The organism is Oleiphilus sp. HI0125 (assembly GCF_001635355.1).
The window spans coordinates 1-16,501 of the sequence record NZ_LWGF01000724.1 but is presented as its reverse complement, the minus strand read 5'-3'; the positions used below and the strand labels follow the sequence as shown (position 1 = coordinate 16,501).

The 16,501-nt window shown below is 45.4% G+C and carries 13 protein-coding genes and 1 pseudogene; 6 read left to right on the top strand and 8 right to left on the bottom strand.

Going from position 1 to position 16,501, the window contains the following annotated elements:
* Positions 1 to 40: 40 nt before the first annotated feature.
* The 3 genes from A3762_RS10610 to A3762_RS10600 are packed head-to-tail and all read right to left on the bottom strand — an operon-like array spanning position 41 to position 4,349.
* Entirely contained in the window at positions 41 to 1,657 is a 1,617-nt protein-coding gene (locus tag A3762_RS10610) for an acyl-CoA carboxylase subunit beta (protein WP_068755385.1), read from the bottom strand.
* An 18-nt stretch (positions 1,658 to 1,675) separates the two neighbouring features.
* The gene (locus A3762_RS10605; protein WP_068755383.1) at positions 1,676 to 2,542 is read right to left on the bottom strand and encodes an SDR family oxidoreductase; all 867 of its coding nucleotides are present in this window, start codon (positions 2,540 to 2,542) and stop codon (positions 1,676 to 1,678) included.
* A gap of 4 nt (positions 2,543 to 2,546) precedes the next feature.
* Entirely contained in the window at positions 2,547 to 4,349 is a 1,803-nt protein-coding gene (locus tag A3762_RS10600; protein WP_068755380.1) for an acyclic terpene utilization AtuA family protein, read from the bottom strand.
* A gap of 182 nt (positions 4,350 to 4,531) precedes the next feature.
* Here A3762_RS10600 and A3762_RS10595 point away from each other — a divergent pair, with 182 nt between their 5' ends.
* Together A3762_RS10595 and A3762_RS10590 are read left to right on the top strand one after the other, a co-directional pair.
* Positions 4,532 to 5,161, top strand: coding sequence for a TetR/AcrR family transcriptional regulator (locus A3762_RS10595; RefSeq protein WP_304439281.1), 630 nt, complete (start codon positions 4,532 to 4,534; stop codon positions 5,159 to 5,161).
* Positions 5,162 to 5,198: 37 nt separating this feature from the next.
* Positions 5,199 to 5,444, top strand: coding sequence for a DUF2970 domain-containing protein (locus tag A3762_RS10590; RefSeq protein WP_068481202.1), 246 nt, complete (start codon positions 5,199 to 5,201; stop codon positions 5,442 to 5,444).
* Here the strand turns inward: A3762_RS10590 and A3762_RS10585 are convergent.
* Positions 5,403 to 6,032, bottom strand: a complete 630-nt coding sequence (locus tag A3762_RS10585) for a hypothetical protein (RefSeq protein ID WP_068755377.1) — start codon at positions 6,030 to 6,032, stop codon at positions 5,403 to 5,405. The two genes, A3762_RS10590 and A3762_RS10585, sit on opposite strands and share 42 nt — an antisense overlap.
* Before the next feature lie 235 nt (positions 6,033 to 6,267).
* On the opposite strand from A3762_RS10585, the gene A3762_RS10580 reads away from it, so the two are divergent.
* The 4 genes from A3762_RS10580 (at position 6,268) to A3762_RS10565 (ending at position 13,404) form a co-directional block, all read left to right on the top strand.
* Complete coding sequence (locus tag A3762_RS10580; RefSeq protein ID WP_156493392.1) at positions 6,268 to 8,742, top strand: S8 family serine peptidase; 2,475 nt, start codon at positions 6,268 to 6,270, stop codon at positions 8,740 to 8,742.
* Between the two features lie 107 nt (positions 8,743 to 8,849).
* On the top strand, positions 8,850 to 10,754 hold the full coding sequence (gene parE / locus A3762_RS10575) for a DNA topoisomerase IV subunit B (RefSeq protein WP_068755373.1): 1,905 nt from the start codon (positions 8,850 to 8,852) through the stop codon (positions 10,752 to 10,754).
* Between the two features lie 121 nt (positions 10,755 to 10,875).
* A complete protein-coding gene (locus tag A3762_RS10570) occupies positions 10,876 to 11,115 on the top strand; it encodes a DUF6316 family protein (RefSeq protein WP_068755371.1) in 240 nt (79 codons plus the stop codon).
* A gap of 180 nt (positions 11,116 to 11,295) precedes the next feature.
* On the top strand, positions 11,296 to 13,404 hold the full coding sequence (locus A3762_RS10565; protein ID WP_082869073.1) for a TRAP transporter large permease subunit: 2,109 nt from the start codon (positions 11,296 to 11,298) through the stop codon (positions 13,402 to 13,404).
* A gap of 123 nt (positions 13,405 to 13,527) precedes the next feature.
* Here A3762_RS10565 and A3762_RS10560 read toward each other — a convergent pair whose 3' ends face one another.
* The 4 genes and pseudogenes from A3762_RS10560 to A3762_RS26455 form a co-directional block, all read right to left on the bottom strand.
* On the bottom strand, positions 13,528 to 13,899 hold the full coding sequence (locus A3762_RS10560) for a response regulator (RefSeq protein WP_068481218.1): 372 nt from the start codon (positions 13,897 to 13,899) through the stop codon (positions 13,528 to 13,530).
* Positions 13,900 to 14,012: 113 nt separating this feature from the next.
* Positions 14,013 to 15,017 (bottom strand): chemotaxis protein CheX, encoded by a 1,005-nt coding sequence (locus A3762_RS10555; RefSeq protein WP_068755369.1) that lies wholly within the window; start codon positions 15,015 to 15,017, stop codon positions 14,013 to 14,015.
* 18 nt (positions 15,018 to 15,035) lie between these two features.
* Positions 15,036 to 15,608 carry a hypothetical protein gene (locus tag A3762_RS10550; protein WP_068754461.1) on the bottom strand — a complete coding sequence of 191 codons (573 nt, stop codon included), beginning with the start codon at positions 15,606 to 15,608 and terminating at the stop codon, positions 15,036 to 15,038.
* Between the two features lie 15 nt (positions 15,609 to 15,623).
* A pseudogene (locus tag A3762_RS26455) lies at positions 15,624 to 15,884 on the bottom strand (methyl-accepting chemotaxis protein); the annotation flags it as partial.
* Positions 15,885 to 16,501 lie beyond the last annotated feature (617 nt).

Genomic DNA, 16,501 nt, shown 5'->3' with positions numbered 1-16,501 from the left:
GCCTCTTACAAAACTGTTTTTATTCTGTCGGTTACCAAGCTTAAAGTCGTGCCACGCCAAAGGTGTTCGGGCGTAGAGTTCGACGTTTTTCTTCGTCACAAATATCTAACAAAAATGCTAATACTTTTCGGGTGTCACGGGGGTCGATAAGTCCATCATCCCAAAGCCTTGCCGTGCCATATAGTGAGGTTGAACCTTTATCCAATTTGTCGGCAGTAGCTTTTTCTAGAACGTCTAACATTGCGGGATCTGCTTCTTTACCCATTTTAGCGTGCTTGTCTTCGGTAACAATACGCAAGACCTTGCCAGCTTGCGCTCCACCCATTACAGCCGTTTTACTGTTTGGCCAAGCGAAGATAAAACGAGGGTCTAATCCGCGCCCACACATTGCATAGTTACCTGCGCCGTAAGAGCCGCCAACCACGATGGTAAGTTTCGGTACGCTTGCGTTAGCCACGGCTTGCAGCATCTTAGAGCCGTGTTTGATAACGCCATTTTGTTCTGCATCGGTTCCAACCATAAATCCGGTTGTATTATGGAAGAACAATAGGCTTGTGCCGGACTGCTCGCATAGTTGGATAAACTGCGCAGCTTTTGCCGCACCTTTTGGTGTGATTGGCCCATTGTTACCGATCAGCCCGCATGCATGGCCTTCAATTTTTAAGAAGCCACAAACGGTTTGATTATCGAACTCGGGTTTGAAATCGACGAATTCAGATGAATCCGCAATACGCGCAACTATCTCACGAACGTCATAAGGTTGTTTGCTATCACTTGGAACAACGCCGATAAGCTCGTCAGGACTAAATTTTGGTTCTTCCCATTGTCGTTCTGCTTTAGAGCTGAGTTGCTCGTTCCATGGTACTTGTTTGACCATGTCGCGCATCATACGAATGCCGTCGGAATCATCTTCAGCGAGAAACTCTGCGGTACCTGCGGTTTGTGCGTGCATCTCCGCACCACCTAGCTCCTCATCGGTAGCAATTTCACCGGTTGCTGCTTTAAGTAGAGGAGGTCCTGCCAAGAACATTTTGGCCTGTTCTTTTACCACAATAGAGTAATCGGAAAGACCTGGTTGGTAGGCTCCACCTGCCGTCGCATTACCATGTACAATCGTGAACTGCGGGATACCTGCTGCGGACAAACGAGCTTGATTCGCAAAACCGCGCGCACCATGCACAAAGACATCGGTTGCATAGTTTAAGTTGGCGCCGCCACTTTCAGCCATCGTGACAATCGGCAGTTTATTCTCTTTTGCGATCTCTTGAAGACGCAATGTTTTCTCGAGCCCCGTAGGTGATATGGTGCCACCCTTGATCGCGCTATTGCTTGCTACGACCAAACAGCGGATGCCGCAAACATACCCGATGCCAGCGATGACGCCACCGCCAGCCATAGAGCCGTCTTTATCATCATGCATTTTATAACCAGCTAAGGAGCTGATTTCTAAAAATGGTGTATTGCGGTCTAGCAAGAGATTGATGCGTTCACGAGGTAAAAGTTTTCCACGTTTCTGAAATTTCTCTTTTGCCTGCAGTTCTTTATCGAGAACCTTCTGTTCGATTTCACGGAAGCTATCGATATGGGCCTGCATGGCATCTTTGTTTGCCTGAAACTGCTCTGAGTGAGCATCAATCATTGATTCCAAAATACTCATTAGTGTTTGGCCTTTTTATTAGTCTTTGAATATGTCGGGCGTTTCGGAACGGTGGAAACCGTCGTAGGGTTCTGAGTTTTTCGCATTCGGTAATGGGAATACGCGACCACCTTGAGAGGCGCCACCATCAATGCGTAGACAATCACCGCTAATAAAATTAGCGCCGTCGCTTAGTAAGAAGCAGATCGCAGCACTCACCTCTGCTTCGGTTCCCATGCGTTTGACAGGAACGGCGTCTTTTAGACTGCGAATCCATGGTTTCAATGCCGGAGGGTAACTATCCATACCACTCGACATGATCCACCCAGGCGCAACGGCATTCACGCGAACACCTGAGTTACCCCATTCCACAGCTGCGGTTTGAGTGAAATTCACCATGCCCGCGCGTGCGGCACCGGAGTGTCCCATATTTGGCATGCCACCCCACATGTCTGCGACGATATTTACAATCGAGCCGCCATGTTTTTGCATGCTGGCTAAGTACACTTCTTTAGCCATCAAAAAGCCGCCTGTCAGATTTGTACGCACGACTGTTTCCCAACCTTTTTGGTTAATACCCGTAAGAGGGGATGGGAACTGGCCGCCAGCGTTATTCACTAGGCCGTGGATGATTTCGTTATTTGCTTTGATGGCTTTGATACACACTTTCACGGCATCTTCGTCGCGAATATCGCAGGCATGTGCTTCAGCGCTGCCGCCGTCTTCAAGGATTTCTGCTTTTACGCTTTCGAGCTTTTCAATTTTCCGCCCAATGAGCACAACGTGAGCCCCAAGCTGAGCAAGTTCGTGGGCTGTGCAACGTCCGATGCCGCTACCGCCGCCGGTCACGATCATGGTTTTGCCTTCAAACAGGCCTTCTTTTAACACTGATTGATATCCTGACATCGATTTACTTCTCTAAACTTGCGTATATTTCTTGGGAAACCGGAATTGGGAACTCTAATAACTGTTGGCCGTAGGCTTTACCTTGTGGGTCGATGCGCAGACTTGCGACACCGCCTCCGCCAAGGCTGTTTTCGAGTAGGAAATTCATTGCGCTGAATCCGGGCATATTCCAACGCGTTACCTTACCGGTTTTAGGATCTAAGGTATGTCGCATAAAGTTCGCGACAGCGTCACTGCTTAGTGCTGCTTTAATGAATGGCATATAAGCTGGCTCTCTTGCGATCACGCCAATATTGGCATGATTGCCTTTGTCACCACTGCGAGCATAAGCAAGTTTGATTAACGGAACGGTGTGAGGTGTTGCTGTTTCGAGTGCGTCACCTATATAGTTTTCGCTCGGGCAAAGTGCTTCAAAGTCTTCATGAGGCAGGTTGACTACGAGTGTTTGCTCATCAAACTTCACTGCAAGATCGACAGTCGACTTAGGAATCAAACATGAATAGAGGCGTATCTTCGGCCAAACAGTAGGGCGACCTCCGACAATGCCTGTAATACCCGGAGCCATGCCAGTTGCGGCTTGAGCAATTTCTTTTGAAAACAATACAAGCGACTTTTTGTCTGGGCTAGCGACAGAAATCTTCACAACAATCTCTCGACACATCTCAGCCTTGGCATGCTCGCCGTATGTGGCTTCAGAACCGAGTAGTTCGATACTGGTTTCCGAATAAGGTCTTAAGCCTTTTGCTTCGATCATACGGGAGGTTTTAGACAAAATGGCTTTGGCCACGGCTTGTGCTTTTGCTTTTGCATTGATGCCAGCAAGTAAAAATGTCACGGTACATTTAAAACCGTCGGGGTAGGTGGCCGATACTTTGTATTGATCAGTTGGTGCTTTACCTAGGGCGCCAGATACCCGAACGAGATTGTCTGCGGCTTGTTCTAGCTTCACTTGTGTAAAGTCACACACAACATCAGGAAGGATATAGTTTTCTGGGTCGCCGATTTCGTAAACGATTTGCTCTGCAACCGTTGCTGTTGTGACTAAACCGCCCGTTTTTTCAGGCTTTGTGATAACAAATTCTGCGTCTTGATCTATTTCTACAATAGGGAAGCCCATGTCATCAAACCCATCTTTGACCAGTTCCCAGTCAGTGAAATTACCACCAGTACAGTGCGCTCCACATTCGATAATGTGTCCAGCTAGAGAGCCTTGAGCGAGTTTGTCGTAATCGCTCCATGACCAATCAAATTCATGCATCATGGCGCCGAGAACGACTGCACTGTCGACTACGCGACCGGTAATGACAATATCAGCATCTTCAGCAAGAGCAGCCGCAATGGCTGGAGCACCCAAGTATGCATTCATACTTACGAACATAGGAGGCATAGGTGTGCCAGAGAACATTTCAACGACGCCTTGATCAGCGAGCTTTTTCTTTAATGGAAGGACGTTGTCTCCATCGACCATAGCGATCTTTAATTCGATACCCGCTTTTTCTGCTATCGCTTTTAATGCTTCTACGCACGCTGCTGGATTTACGCCGCCGGCATTACTGATCACTTTAATGCCTTGGGTTTTGATTTTCTCAAGAAGAGGTGCCATGACCGTCTTCACGAAGTCTGGTGCAAAGCCAGCGCTCGGATCTTTCATTTTCTGACCAGCCATAATCGACATGGTGATTTCTGCGAGATAGTCAAAAACCAAGTAATCGATGTTGCCTTTATCGACGAGTTGCTGTGCTGCGGTTTCGGTGTCACCCCAAAACGCTGATGCGCAACCAATTCTTATTTTTTTCGCTTCTGCCATTGTGCGTTTTTTCCTGTCTAAGACGGCGCTACTCGCGACGTGAAACTGAGTTAAAAAAGCAGATGAGATGGGTTACTCATTTTTGGTATCAGCACCTTACCAAGCAAGTGCTTGGTTTGTAAATAGTTCGCAAGCTCGTTATTATCAGTTTTTTGTAAATACTTATTTCTAGGGAGTGGCTGGTGGCCGTTATTGTTGAACAAGAAAAACTTGATTTAGTCGATGATCTTGTCGAGCAAGGTGAGGTGACAGACCCTAGAACGCCTAAAGGACGATTGCTTGCAAAAGCGGCGAAGCTATTTCGTGTCAAGGGATACGAGCGTACGACGGTAAGAGACTTAGCAGCGGCTGTCGGCATTCAATCTGGCAGCATTTTTCATCACTACAAATCGAAAGAAGAGATTCTGTTAGCGATGATGAAAGAGGTTGTTATCTACAACACGCATTTAATGCGTCGCCGCATAGAAGAAGCAGACAGCATTGAGAGCAAACTACTCGCGCTCATCAAGTGTGAGATAGATGCGATCAACGGCGTAACTGGCGATGCAATGTCTGTTCTCGTCTATGAATGGCGAAGTCTTTCAGAAGAGAAGCAAGACTACATTCTTGGCTTACGCAGTGAATATGAAGGCATTTGGATGCAGACGCTTGAGGCTGCCAAATCAGATGGCAAAGTGCAGGGTGATACATTTGTCTTAAGACGCCTATTAACCGGGGCTATTAGTTGGACGACGACATGGTATGATCCAAAAGGGTCGATGGATTTAGATGCCTTGTCGGTAGAGGCACTCCATTTGGTGATTAAGCAGTAGCTTGTCGCTTATTGTTTATAATCGATAGGCGCTAAATATGTCTAAGCAAAAAGAGATATCGAGTGACCCAGATGCCAAAGGGAATGAGATGACCCTGTGGCAGACGACGCAAAGTGTTTTGTATGCAATGCTTGGTGTTCAAAAGTCGAAAAATGCCAAACGCGATTTCAGCAAGGGAAAAGCGAGTCATTTCATCATTATTGGTATTTTGTTTGGCGTATCGTTTGTGATTGCACTCGCGTTACTTGTGCGCTTTATTTTGAACCAAGTTGTTGTTTCGTAATCTGCAGCAGATCAGCCCCGCAAGTCCAAGAAGAAATAATCCAAATGAAGACGATTCATCGACCTTTGCGATAGGTTTTTGCACCGGGTTCTTTATTCCTTCGAGTTGAATATTGTCGAGATAGACCGTCTCGGTTTGGCTATTTACGTCAAGCGCAAAGCGGATAGATGTAATGGCAGCATCTGATAATAAAATGCTGGCGTTATAACTTCCTGCAGTTTCGAGGGTCGTTTCAAAGATAATGCTTTTCGCGGCCGTATTCATAAGTTCTACTAGCAATGTGTCGCTCTTTTCAGTGCTGCTTAGCACTTGCCAATCAAAGCTTAATTCAAGGCTTACGTATTGATGCGTGTCGATGTCGATTTGAGCGAATGTGAATCCGGCACTAGGTATGTCTCGTAAACGAAGTCGTTCAAGATAGATTGCAACATCGTTGTCTTGCGCTTCGTTAGTAAGCCATGCAGGCCCAACGTCGTCGCTATTGATGCGTGAAAAATCATCTTGAAAGATGATTGCGCTATGCGCGTTGGCAGAAATTAAGAATATGAACGTGCACAGAACTGCACGAAATGTGTTTTTCGTTGTCATATTTCATCCTTGAAATAGTGTTATGGTCGGCTTTCCCTTGCCTCAATGCATAGTAGCAATGGTGTTCAAGGGATCTCAAGACTGTAGTTGACGAAAATTTACTTAATTGAGCGATATTTATGATGTTTTGGCGATGCTCCGCAGAGATATTTTACTTGCTACTGCTAGACTCAAAATATAACGAGCAGCATGTATGTTGTTTCAATCGTCTTTTGAGTAGAACTAGATTGTGATTTTGAAGGATTGGTCTTTACAGGGTCGTATCGGTGGGTGGTGCATAGTGCTCGTTACTATGCTTCTGACTGCTTGTGGTGGCGGTAGCTCTGAGGCTGATGGCTCGCAAGGTATCAACGGCGGTTTAGTGGCAGGAGGTCCTTCTCAAGCGCGAACGATTTCAGGCACCCTTCGACTCACATCATCTATGGCGCAAGATTCTGACACGCAGGTCGCGGGCTCTTTCGCTATCAATCTCAATAACAATTCCTTTTCCCAAGCGCAGAGACTAAACAACCCAAGCTCTGTTGGTGGCTATGTCAGTGCAGCTAATGGCGCATACAGCAACGGGCTTTCTTTCGCTCGTGATGATAGCGATTTCTATTCCTTGCCATTATTGAATGGACAAACACTCTCGCTTGAGGCTTATCCGGCTGACACAGGTACAAACCAGTCTATTTACTTAAGATTCCAAGTCTTCAAATCGAGCAATCAAAGCGCGCCAGTTTTTAGTGAAGATATACGTTGGGCCAGACAAGTTGAATTTGTTGCAGATGAAGACGCCGAATACTATGTATCTTTACGCTCTATTGCCCAGTCTCCTGTTAATTATCACCTTCGCTCTTCACGATCGTTAGCTGCTGGTGAGAGTTTATCGCGAGCTGGTTATGCCAAGCTCGCATCAGCTAGGGTCAATATAGTTAATGCATTTGGCGAGGTGTCGCAGCTTGATGATGGAATTCATAGTGATTTAGCTAAGCTTAAAGCGCTGCGTCTAGCCTCTCAGTTGCAAGGGATGCGCGGTGTTGCTAATGCGGAACCGGATTATTTAGTGACTGCCTCAGGCTTATCAGTGAATGATAGTTTGCGTTCGTTTCAGTGGAATTTAGATCAGTTATCTTTTCCTGAAGCATGGCAGTTTGCGTCGGGGCAGGGTGTTCGAGTAGCTGTGATTGATACGGGTGTCGCACCTAGTCATGAAGATGTTCAATCCAATATCTTGTTCAGCGACGGGTATGACTTTGTATCGGACGTACTGAATGGTGATGGGGATGGTCGTGACGCGGATGCCAGAGAAGTCGCTTTTGGAACCTTTCATGGCGCGGAAGTCGCTGGTGTGATTGCAGCAGACACTAACAATGCTAAAGGTATTGCCGGTGCCGCCTTTAATGCGAAAATCATTCCTATTCGAGTGCTAGGCAGTTCGGGAGAAGGATCTGCGTTTGATATTGCTGATGGTATTCGATACGCAGCGGGTTTGCGCACAACAGATGGTCGTCAGATTGCTGATCCTGCTGACATTATCAATTTATCGCTTGGTCTTAACATCAATAGTTTTGTCATTGAGGATGCGATACGTGATGCGGCAGCGACAGGTGTGATTATCGTTGCAGCCGCAGGCAATGAACAATCTGATCTCCCTTTTTACCCAGCTTATTACCCGGAGGTTTTTGGTGTTGGTTCCGTCAATCACACAGGGTTTAGATCATTATTTTCTAACTTCGGTGACAACGTTGATGTCATGGCTCCCGGTGGTACAGACATTAATTCGATTTACTTTGATGGGGTGGATGATGACGTCATCGCGCCAAGTAGATTAGATCGGTATGAGTTGTCGATCGGCACATCTTTCGCGGCGCCGCATGTTGCTGCGATTGCGGCGTTAATGAAGGAACTGGATCCATCTTTAGATAACGCTTCGTTTATGCGTGCACTTGAACGTGGTGAATTGACTGAGCAAGGGATGCCTGAGCAATTTTATGGTGCTGGTTTGATTAATGCTCAGAAGGCGGTTTATGCGGCAGGTGCTGATTCTTTGAATGAGCTAGAAGTGTTTCCGTCTAATTTGAGCTTTGGTAATTATGCGAGCTCTGCAAGTTTGTTTATAGGAAATGCAGGGTCGGATGATCTTACTATTGAGTTGATTTCGGCAAATGTTCCTTGGCTAGACATTTCCTTAGATAGTGTCGATGCGCAGGGCGCTAGTCGTTACGTGATTACTGTTGATCCCGACCAAGTCAGTGATCAAGCTCAGCAAGCAATGATAGAAGTTGAGTATCGTTTGGATGGCGGGGTTTTGTTGAATGAAACGGTTCCTGTTTTCAAAGCAGCCGCTGATGTTGCTGGGCAATTGTCTCGGGTCTATGTGTATTTGTTGCGCAAACAAGAAGTGAATGCGGCTGCGGGTTCATATGACATATACAGAGCGCAGCGTTTTGATGATGTGAATGCGACGGCGAATTTTCAGTTCTTTGATGTTCCTGAAGGTGAGTACTACTTAGAAGCGAGTACGGATAGTGATGGTGATGCGCGTCTCTTCGACAAGGGAGAGGCGGTAGGTGCGTATCGCTTATCAAATAATGCTTCATCACTCGTTGTCGATCGCGACAGAATCGACGTGTCTTTCGAGATTTCATATCAGAACGTTGCTGAACAATCTGGCTTCGCTAACACAATTGATCCGCAATTAGACCGAAACCTGCGTTCTTCGCAATAGGCTTTGTTTCTTAAACATCCCCCATCTTAGTCCTTAGCTATTGGCGCAAGCGCCTTAATTGTTTAAGCTCTTGCGTAATTGTATTTCAATAGTTTGTCCTTCTCATTATGTCTGAAAGCTCATCCGCAAATAAGCAGTACACCGCTGATTCGATCGAAGTTCTTAGTGGTTTAGATCCAGTAAAAAAACGTCCCGGAATGTACACCGAGACGACGCGTCCAAACCATCTTGCTCAAGAAGTTATTGATAATTCCGTCGACGAAGCCTTAGCAGGCCATGCGACCAAAATAGAGGTTGTGCTGCACGAGGATGGCTCGTTGTCGGTTACCGATAATGGTCGTGGCATGCCTGTTGATATTCATTCCGAGGAAGGACTACCGGGTGTCGAGCTAATTCTTAGTCGATTACACGCGGGCGGTAAGTTTTCTAACGATAACTACAACTTCTCTGGCGGATTGCACGGGGTTGGGGTGTCGGTTGTTAATGCGCTCTCCACAAAACTTGAAGTCTTTATCCGCCGCGATGCTAAGTTACATCGCATTGCATTCGCTGATGGCGATAAAACCGATAGCTTAGAGGTGATTGATAGCGTTGGTAAGCGAAATACCGGAACAAAAGTGCATTTCTGGCCTGACGCTCAGTATTTCGATTCGGTTAAATTCTCTATTTCTAGACTTCGACATGTCTTGCGCGCAAAAGCCGTTCTATGTCCGGGTTTGCAAGTTATTTTTCAGAACAAGCAAACGGATGAGAAGGATGAATGGCATTACGAGGATGGCTTAAAAGATTATTTGGTTGCTGCGACAGATGGCTTTGAAACTTGTCCGAAAGTTCCGTTTACTGGGTCGATGGCTGGCAATAGCGAAGCGGTTGATTGGGCAATACAGTGGTTAACCGAAGGCGGTGAAATCACTCAAGAGAGCTACGTAAACCTAATTCCAACAGCGCAAGGTGGTACGCACGTAAATGGCTTTAGAACGGGCTGTTTAGAAGCAATGCGAGAGTTTTGTGAGTTTAGAAATTTATTGCCGCGTGGCATAAAGCTTGGCCCAGAAGATATTTGGGATAAAAGCTGTTTTGTTTTATCTGCGAAGTTAGGTGACCCTCAATTCTCAGGTCAAACTAAAGAAAGGTTATCTTCACGCGAGGCTGCTGCGTTTATTTCCGGTGTAGTGAAAGACGCATTTAGCTTATGGCTTAATCAACACACTGACGAAGCGGAACAGTTAGCTGCGTTATGTATTAGTAATGCGCAAAAGCGTATGCGAGCAAGCAAAAAGGTTGTGCGTAAGAAAGTGACTTCAGGGCCAGCACTGCCAGGTAAGCTGGCGGATTGTTCTGGGGCAGATGCATTGCGTTCAGAGTTGTTTTTGGTTGAGGGTGACTCTGCTGGTGGTTCCGCAAAACAAGCACGAGATCGTGAGTATCAAGCCATCATGCCGCTCCGCGGGAAAATTCTTAATACTTGGGAAGTAGATTCTGCCGAAATTCTTGCCTCCCAAGAAGTCCATGATATTGCCGTCGCAGTGGGCGTGGATCCAGGATCAGATAATCTAGAAGGATTGCGTTATGGCAAGATTTGCATTCTTGCTGATGCGGACTCTGATGGTCTTCATATCGCGACACTTTTATGTGCTCTATTTGTACGCCACTTCAAACCACTCGTTGAAGCTGGTCATATATATGTTGCGATGCCTCCTTTGTATCGTATCGATGTGGGTAAAGAAGTGTTTTATGCTTTGGATGAAGCCGAGCGCAAGGGTGTGCTTGATCGAATCGAAGCAGAAAAAAAACGTGGCAAGGTGAATGTTCAGCGCTTTAAAGGTTTGGGTGAGATGAATCCAATGCAGTTGCGTGAAACAACAATGGCTCGCGACACGCGTCGATTAGTTCAGCTAACAATCGATGATCATGCTCAAACTGTCGAAAACATGGATATGCTGCTTGGTAAGAAGCGAGCAGCGGATCGTAAGTCTTGGCTTGAATCCAAAGGAGACATGGCCGAAGTATAAGAGACAATTCGCGGCACTTGCGGTTCACTTAGATAAGGTTTGTGATTAGTGGCGTGGTATTCGTATTCGTGTTGTTTGATGCCAGCACAGATCAATATCAGGTAGACAAGGAAATATTGCAATGGAGTTTCGTAAAGGAGAAGGCAAAGCGACTTACTTTCGCTCTGAACGCCTTCAAGTTATTGATGGTCAGTATTACATTGCCACACGAGAGGGTGAAGACCTTGGTCCTTTTGGCACGAGAGTTGAGGCAGAGAGAGGCTTAGCGCGCTTTATTGAGGCAATTCAAGATCATGACAATTACAGGTTGGCAAAATCTGCGGCATTAAACGGCGCCTGGGCGACGAATAATTTTCGCTAGTTGGCCGCAACGCATATCATCTGTTGCGAGTTTTTCGGCCAGAATTATCATCCTTTAAAACGTGACGAAGTACTCGCTCTTCCTTATGTATCAACATCTTACTTAAGTTTGTTGGCACAATAGCTAGCAGTATTCAAAAAAGCTTTCGTTTGTATTAACAAAAATAATGACGAGTCAGTGATGAGCGATATTTCAGCTAATTCAGATCCATCTCCAGTTTCATCTTCTCCTTTTTCAAAATTTAAAAAGATATCTCAAGCTATTCTTACAGGAATTATTTTGCTGTTATTGCTCGGCACCATTACATCCGGTACGAGTGAAAATATGCATGCGCAAATGCTTAAACTTGGTGCATATTTGTGGGATGACTATTTTGTGTTGCGAGGCGATCGTCCGATTACGGAGTGTGACCCACAAGAAGACATAGACAGTCGCTTAGATGTTCTAGAGCAAGAGCATATTGCTGAAAATGAAGCGTTTTCACTGTTGGTTGATGATTTTGATAGAGACTCGGCACGAGAGTCATTGGTGCGACAGCTCAGGGTTTGTCAGAAGAAGCATGATGAAGCCGCTATTTACGATCAAAACCTTACTCCTTCAGTTGAGATATTCCGCTCCTTGGAGCACGTGTTTGCTGACATTAGTTTGTTTGCGATCGCGCATCAGAAGCTGACCTTAATAAGTCTATTAATGCTCGCCACGATTGTGGCAACCGCTAAGCGCAGCCATATTGCTTTTAGAGCGGTTCACCATTTTAAAGATCACTATATTTCGACTACGGCGCAGTTTATTTCTCATGTCGGCCTTGGCGTTTCTGGTTATGCCTTCTACATAGGGTCGTTGAATTCAGGAACCGAAGTGACCAATCCAGAGTTGTTCTTTGCGCTCATGGGAGGCTGTGCGGTGTTGTCTGCGATTAACGTCTATCAGTTCTTCACTCCGCGTCGTGATGAGTTAGAAGAGGGTGGTGGATGGCTGCGCTCCTTACTTACGATTCCAATTCAAACCTTCATGTTACTCGCGGCGTGCTTTCATTTCTTTATTACAGAAGGTCATTTGCCGGGCATCGCTATTTATTTCACGCAGATCTTCCAGCTCACCAATCTTCATTTGGCGATTGGTCTTTATATTCTTGCCGGCATGATGCTAAAAGAAACACTTCTAGGTGCGAAGTTGTTTGATGTATTCCGTCCTTGGAAGCTTCCGCCCGAAATGATGGCATTTGTGGCAATTGCGTTGATGGCATACCCAACGGCTTACACAGGAGCCTCAGGTATCATCATTATCGCTATGGGTGCAGTGGTTTATCAGGAGATGCGTCGTGTCGGTACGCGCAGGCAGTTGTCACTTGCCGTGACCGCGATGACCGGCTCTGGTGTTGTATTACGCCCTTGTTTGTTGGTCGTAGGTATCGCGATTCTTAACAAAGAGGTCGTGACGGACGAGCTGTTCCATTGGGGCTTTAGGGTGTTCTTATTAAGCATGGTGGTATTTGCTGTATTTGCATTGATTACCAAAAAAGAGCCTTTGAATCCTGCGCCGGTGAGCGAAGCATTGATGCCGTCTTTAAGACTTGCGAAGCCCTTGATTCCATATATTGCTATTTTGGCTGGTACCTTAGTTGTTTACGCCTATTTGCTAGATACCTATTTGGATGAATTTTCTGCGCCGATCGTTTTACCTGTGCTGGTAGCCATTGTGTTGATCTGGGAGAGAAAGTTCAGTTCAGACTTTGAAGAGCGCAATAAAACGGCTATGGCCGCACCGACAGTGTCGTCGGCGTTTCATAAGGCTGTAGATAATTCTGCTATTCAGATTGGTGCTTTGCTAATGCTGATGGCGTGTTCATTTACAGTTGGCGGCATCATCGAGCGTGGGGGCGGCGTACTAGAAATTCCAGAAGTATTTGAATCGCAATATGCTGCAATGATCTTTATGGTCTTGTTCTTAGTGCTGATCGGAATGGTTATGGATCCGTTCGGTGCGTTGATTTTGGTGACGGGTACCATCGCGCCGGTAGCTTATGCTCAAGGGATTCATCCTATTCACTTCTGGATGACCGCATTGATGGCGTTTGAGTTGGGTTATTTGAGTCCGCCAGTGTCATTGAATCACTTGTTAACGAGACAGGTTGTTGGTGATAAAGAGGTGACATTGGCATTACAAGAAGGTGACACTTTCTACTATCGTCATGAGCGTATTATCTTGCCATTACTCGTTATGGGGACAACCTTGATTCTTGTGGCATTTGGTCCGCTTATTTACTTTGAGTTTTATCCATTGCCATAGTGCTCTATATAGAGCAGGGAAGTAGAGCTTTATTGTTACGGGATTAAGTACTTTTCCCTTTATTTGGAACATAAAAAAACGGCGCTAAAAGCGCCGTTTTTTTATGTCTGGGTGTTTGGCTCGTTATGCTGCGCCAACTAACTTTTTGATGCTACCAACAACATTGTCGCCTTTGAATGGCTTAACAATCCAGCCTTTTACGCCAGCTGCTTTGCCGCGAGCCTTCATGCGTGGGTCGCTTTCTGTTGTGAGCATAATAATATTTACGCCTTGGTTGTTAAGGTCGCTACGTACCTTTTCAGCCATGGTTAAACCGTCCATGTTTGGCATGTTCACATCTGAAATAACGAGCTTAATTTGACTGTCGCGCTGTAGCTTATCAAGACCGTCTTTACCGTCTATTGCTACTTCTACACTTAGGTCATTAGCGGCTAAAAAGCTGCTTACTTCGTTACGTACAGTTGCTGAATCATCAACTACTAGTATTTGTGCCATGATGCTTTCCTCGCGTTTGCTTCTGCTGAAAGGCCAAGCCTTTCTTTTTCTTAATTTTATTAGTACTGCTTAATTTTGATTATAGCTGTTTCGCTGTAAGTGCAAGTTATTGTTTAAAAAAACTCCAATTCGCCGTTATCAACGAATTCATCGACCGCTTTTTCACTCTCTGCGAACTTCTCTGGAGACCAGCTCAAGTTGAAGATTAGGCGCTGGTATAAAGTAATGTCCGGGAAGCGCATTTGCGGGTCATGCAAAGTAAACTTGAAGCATAACTGCGGTTCTGTTGAGCCGAATGAAATGTGCTTGCGTTGGTGGTTGACCATGATAGGGACTTGTGTGCGAAGGCCTTCGCTGCTGACTTCATTTGTGAAGTAGCGTGAGCGAATGCTTCCCCAGATCAGGTTTGTTGCTTCGTTGAGAATGCCGTTGCTATCGCGCGAATCTGGTTGCGTTTTTTCAATATGAGATGCGCCAGATCGAATTAGGTCTAATACTTCGTTTTCTGTTGTTTGAAGCATCATATAGCCACGGCACCAGTCGCTCTCTAGCGGAATTAGGCTAAACAGCTCTCCGTATATAATTTGATCTTTAACCAAATAGGGTAGATCGTTACGTACTTCTACTCCCGGAATGATGCTTTCAAATGCTTCCTTAGATAGATCAATCACACCGCTAGCAAGCTCTGCAGGGTAGTACATGCTGCAGATATAGTTGTCGACAAGTTCATTGAGTTTGTCAGCTTCTTCGACTTGGTAGCAGCCAGCTAGAGCTTCTTGAATTGATGGAGGAAGGTCATCCATGCTATCGGTATGTTCACGACGCATAAAAATAGGAAGTTCAGGGCGTGCTCTATGGATCTTTGTGCATAGCTCCAAGCCGCTAACGTCATTTAAATCTTTGGCTTCTGATAAAAATACAGCACCTAAATCTACGTTTGATGCCATGACTTCGCTAATTTCGTTAGAGGCGTCGCGCAGGCCAATTGTGTTGTTGCCGGTGCAAACCTTTAAACCAATAAGGTTGTGCTTTGTGCATACATCTTTCAATACACTTAGGGCGTCATCATTGCATTCGTGTACTAATACTTTACTGACAATCTGTGTTTCTTTTGTCATTACTGCCTCTTCTTATATTTAAAATAGCTCTAGTTCACCGCACTCGGTGTCTTCAATTTCTTCTTCTGCAAAAGAAACTGGCTTAATCTCGTAATTCAATTCTTCTTTGTTGCATACGTAAACGCTGCATTGAAAAAGTGTTTGTCCATTTATCTCAACATGTTGGTGTGCTTCATAGCTTGGTCTTTGAGACAGCATGTATTTCATGCTGCCAGCTTCTAAGCGATTCGGCGTAGACATGCCAAGGCTCGGAATAAATGCGTTGATTCCTCTTTTGATTGAGCCACACAAGGTGTTGCCAAGCTCACCAATAAAGTCATAAAAGCGTTCGTCGCCTAGGCTTTCGCTTGTAGCGTTCAGCTTTTGCGCTACGTAAGCACGGCTCTGATCGTCGTGATTGAGATGAATCAGCGTGAGTACACGAAATTCCTGAGAAGAGATCGTGAGCATATAAAACTGTTCGAATTCTTCGTGCGTTGATTGGTTAGTGTCACTGCTGACTACATCGATGCCTTCACTCGAGTAGTAGGTTTCATCCATCGCAGATTTGAATAATCGCTGAATTTCTCGGTTGAAATCGAGTTGACTCATCTTCTATACCTCTCGTTATGCTACTTGCACGCGACTAATGAGGTCTTTCACAATTTCATTCGTTGCAGATACATCTGTCAGAATCATTTTTCCGCCAGCTTGAATGTCTTGGAATGTTGTCGTGGTTAAAAAGTCATTCTTGTTAAGATTTTCTTTATAGCTCTCACTGAGCTCTTGGCTGCGCATGGCAAGGCTTCGTACTTCGTCAGCAACGACAGCAAAGCCTTTGCCATGCTCTCCAGCGCGCGCAGCTTCAATCGCGGCATTCAAGGCAAGAATCACAATCTGCTTAACAATGTTGAAGAACTCTTGGTTTTGATGATGCATTTCGGCGTTGTGTTCCATCAACTGTGTCAGGCTTTCGTGCCAGCGTTCAAACGTCACTAGAAGGTTGGTTAGTTCTGCCAAGTCTTTCTCTACGTGCTCTAATTTTTCTGTGAGGAGGAATTGCTCGCGTTCGTGTTCATGGCGAAGAGATTGAATCTGCGCTTCGTAGTTCTGTGCGAGCTCGTTCTTTTCGTTTAGAGACAGTTCTTTGGTATGTGCTAACTCGTGCTCTAGCTCTGCATACTTGCTATTCATACTTGCTTGATCAAGTTCGAACTCTTGTTTGAGGGTATCGAGTTCTGAGGTCTCAATCATTGAGCTGATGCTGTTTTGTAGTGCGCTGGTCTCGGCTACTTGTGCTGAGAGCAGCTTGCTTGTCTTGATACTCTTTACAGCTAAGAAAATAATAAGAGCAGTGCTTACTACTAATGCAGAAACTAGAATTGTGGTCATGGTTACTCGCCGAACTGATAATGAAGCTATTGTTTTTTATTTTGCGCGTTTTTTATTTTTTTACGCTTATAAAATTAGCCTAGCACTATCTATACAAACTGCCTTTTTTTTGA